Source organism: Nocardioides sp. NPDC059952 (assembly GCF_042730435.1).
Taxonomy (GTDB): Bacteria; Actinomycetota; Actinomycetes; order Propionibacteriales; family Nocardioidaceae; genus Nocardioides.
This window is the reverse complement of sequence record NZ_JBHWLY010000141.1, coordinates 1-3,476: the sequence shown is the minus strand read 5'-3', so window position 1 is coordinate 3,476 and position 3,476 is coordinate 1. Positions and strand designations below refer to the sequence as shown.

Sequence of the window (3,476 nt, the reverse complement as noted above, 5' to 3'; positions counted from 1 at the left end):
CCCGCCACCAGCGAGCTCTACACCCATCTTCTCCTCGTCAGCGTCAGCTGTGTATCAGAGACACCCTGGGCGCTGATCTGCGGGTCGATGCCGCCCTTGGCGTCCATGGTCGGCTTCTGCGTGGCCCAGATCAGGATGATCTCGGCGGCGCCCGCAATGCGGGCGAGTGTCGACAGGTTCTCCATGATCCGGGACCAGTCCGGGTCGCCCGGGTCGCCGTCGCCGCCCTTGGCGCGCTTCTTGCGCGCCATGGAGATGACCTCGGCTCCTTCGTCCACGAAGACCGTGATCCGGGGGCGGCGGGTGCTGATCTCGATGGTGTCCCGGCCGCGCGGGATCTCCTCCAGCCGCTCGTACATCTCAGCGACCAGTTCGTCCGTCACGCCGAGGACGTCTTCGGCGTAGATGGCGACGCGGGCGCGGTGCTCCCAGTTGATGCCTTCCACTCGCTTGGGGTCGATGACGACCAGGCGGTGGTTGGGCTCCTCGGACGCCTCCGCGAGCAGGGCCCGGGTGCTCCAGCTCTTGCCCGACCCGGAGGTCCCCGCGATCAGCATCCGGCGACCGAGCGGGACCATGACCGGCTCGCCGGTCACCGTGTCGACGCCCCACGGGTCGCCCGGCTTCCAGCCGGTCAGGTCGATGCCGTCGGCAGCGCTGCGGGTCCGCAGCGTGATCGTGGCGCGGTCGCCATGCGATCCCGAACTGATCTCCATACGCAGGGCGGTGCGGGCCCCGAGCATCGCCCGGATCTCCTCGTGCTTGGCCTTGAACGCCGACGGCTTCCACCGGCCATCAAGGCGCACCGTGGTGACCAGACCGGCCGGGGTCAGCTCGGTCGGTGCGGGCACGGTGCCCGACAGGCCTCGTTCGTCGGCGTGCTGGACCCAGTACGACGGGTCGAGGCGCTCCAGGAGGCGGCGCTCCTCCGCCGTGGCGTCGTCGTCGAGCGGCACCCGCACCTGGCGGCGGCCGACGGCGAGCAGTGCAGCGTTGAGGGCGATCAGGCTCAGCGAGCTTCCCGCCGGCCACATCGCCCAGTGCTCCGCCGACGACATCGCGTACGAGGTGATCCCAGCCGGGATCAGGTGCGCGGCGTGGGCGCGGACCGCGAGCTGGTTGAGCGTCAGCGGGTAGTTCCGGCGAGCCGACTTCAGGTCGCGGCGCGCGACCTTGGCGTGAGCGCGACCTGCCTTGTCCGCCGTCCGGGCCGCGCGGCGGCCGCCGTTGAACGGGTTGCTGCTCGCCGCCCGTGCGGCCTTCCGCTGGCTCGCGGCGGTCGCAGCCGTCGACCGCGCCGACGTGTTGGCCCGCTGAGCAGCGATCAACGCCTTCAGGTTCTCCGGGGTCCGGAGCTTCGCCCTGCGCTCGGCCTCCGTGTCCCAGCGGTGCGCGAGCGGGGCACACATCGGGGCGGCGCCGTCGAGTGCCTGGCTCGCCGCCGCTGTCGTCTTGTTGATCCGGTCCGCCGTGATCACGCGGGCCGTTTTGGTACCAGTACCGATCTTGTTCCATGCTGCTGCGTAGTCCACGAGTCGCTCCTTGGGTGGTCGTGGATCAGGGCCGGGATTGCCGTTCGCGCGGCGTTCCGGCCCGCCTGTTTTGTGGCGGTTGAGCCCGCAACCCCCGGGCCGCAACCTCCCTTGCGGGCGGTTGCGCCCCCGCAAGCCTGTGACCTGCGAGTTTCGGTGTTGCGGTGGTTTCCGGGGTGGGGCCCCTACGCGTGTGCGCGCGAGGGCCCCGGATTTTCGAGCCGTTCGGCGACCCCTCGGGAGGCGCCGCCGAACAAGACCCATACTGTGGGGGCACAGTTGCTGTGTCAAGCCATACACTGTGCTAGATCACTACTCCGGATGCTGTGATAGATCACCGCACCGTTCACCCGTCGAAGGAGCCCCGCCATGTCCTCGCTGGAGCGCACGCCTCCGTATCTCCAAGTCGTCGGCACGCTGAAGTCGAAGATCGTCAGCGGCGAACTCGCGCACGGCGACGTGCTGCCGTCCGTGCGCGAACTCGCGGCGGAGTACGGCATCTCGACTGCGACCGCGCAGAAGGTCCACCGCACGCTGAGGGCGGAAGGCCTCGCGGAAGGCCGGCAGGGTGCGGCCACCACGGTCAGCACGCGCCGGACCCTGCACCGCACCGCAGCCGACCGCCTGGAGGCGGCGCTCACTACCGGGCGGATCTACGCCGACGGCGAGTACGCCGTGATCACGGGCGCCGACCTGACCACTCCCCCCGAGTGGGTCGCGGACCTCCTGGGCGTCGAGGACGGCGGCCAGGCGCTGCGTCGCCAGCGGGTCACGCACAACGCCGACGCGGAGCCGGTCTCCGCGAGCACGAGCTGGTTCGTCGCTGAACTCGCGGAGACCGTGCCCGCTCTGCTGCAGCGCGAGCGGATCCCGGGCGGCACCCCATCAGCCATCGAGGCCGTCACCGGTCGACGCGCCGTGGCCTCCGAGGAAGCCAGCGCCGCCGATGCAGCAACCGAGGAACAGGCGACTCTGCTTGGCGTCGAGCCCGGCGCCCCCGTTCTGCTGAGCCGGAACGTGTACGTCGACGCGCAGGGCGACACGGTGGAGGTTGGGGAGTCCGTCGCACCAGCCCGCCGTTGGCGAGCCCATCGGAGCTGACCTCCGCCCGCACACACCGAAGCCCCCGCCGATCCGAATTCGGCGGGGGCTTCGTCGTGCCAAGTCCCGAACGTACCGGCACACGGCCTCCCGTGAGCCTCTGAGCGTCGTTCTCCCGCTCCTGCGACTCTCGGTCCGCCGGAGCGCTCACGAGCCCTCAGGCGGGCGTACAGGCCGCCTGAGGCCCGTAATCCTCCGTGGCCTACCGCATACGCGTCTGCGGGTGCTCCGGACGACCAACGACGGCCAGCGGGAAGGGGGGTGGGGTTGCGCGGCTTGAGCGGCCGTCTGCCGGGCCCGGATTGGGGCGGAGCGCCGTACCCCCGCCGTCACGGATGCGGGTGCGTAAGGCGACCTGGAGGCACTCCGCGGCTGAGGGGGAGCAGCTGCTGCCGCGATGTGGCCGAGCGACGCGTGGGCGCTCCGCTAGGAATCGGTCCGTGGTGGCTGATCGTCCGGCTCTCCGTCATCCGCCGGCGGCCACAAAGGCATGGCGGACGCAGTCTGTGCGGACCTGCGGCGAGCCCGTTTCAAGGGAGGCAAAGGTGCGGGGGGTGACGGGGAATTCGTGGCGTTGACCTGCGGTGATTGAGTTTCGACAACAGACGTATTGGAGGGTTGCGGAGTTTCGGCTGTTGTCGAAAAGAAGCGTTCGTCGGCCCGGCCTTTGGAGTAGGCCCGGAACCGGATCTCCTGGTCCCGGCGAGCCCTGTACGCGTACTCCTTGTGCGTGCGCGTGCAGTAGTCCCGGCTGCGGCCGACGCCCTTCTGCTGGATCGGGCCGCCGCACCAGCCACAGAGCTTGTTGCCGTCGGCGTCCCTCGGTGTCTCAGTGCTCATGGC

The 3,476-nt window shown here is 70.3% G+C and carries 2 protein-coding genes; one reads left to right on the top strand and one right to left on the bottom strand.

The window, feature by feature from the left end:
- Window positions 1-17: 17 nt before the first annotated feature.
- Entirely contained in the window at window positions 18-1,478 is a 1,461-nt protein-coding gene (locus ACFV9G_RS29715) for an FtsK/SpoIIIE domain-containing protein (RefSeq protein WP_378733068.1), read from the bottom strand.
- A 423-nt stretch (window positions 1,479-1,901) separates the two neighbouring features.
- Here ACFV9G_RS29715 and ACFV9G_RS29710 point away from each other — a divergent pair, with 423 nt between their 5' ends.
- Window positions 1,902-2,633, top strand: coding sequence for a GntR family transcriptional regulator (locus tag ACFV9G_RS29710; RefSeq protein WP_377541236.1), 732 nt, complete (start codon window positions 1,902-1,904; stop codon window positions 2,631-2,633).
- Window positions 2,634-3,476: the final 843 nt, after the last annotated feature.

What these genes read in the sequence shown, in the direction of transcription:
- ACFV9G_RS29710 (WP_377541236.1), top strand. Translation starts at nt 1,902, where the DNA reads ATGTCCTCGCTGGAGCGCACGCCTCCGTATCTCCAAGTCGTCGGCACG.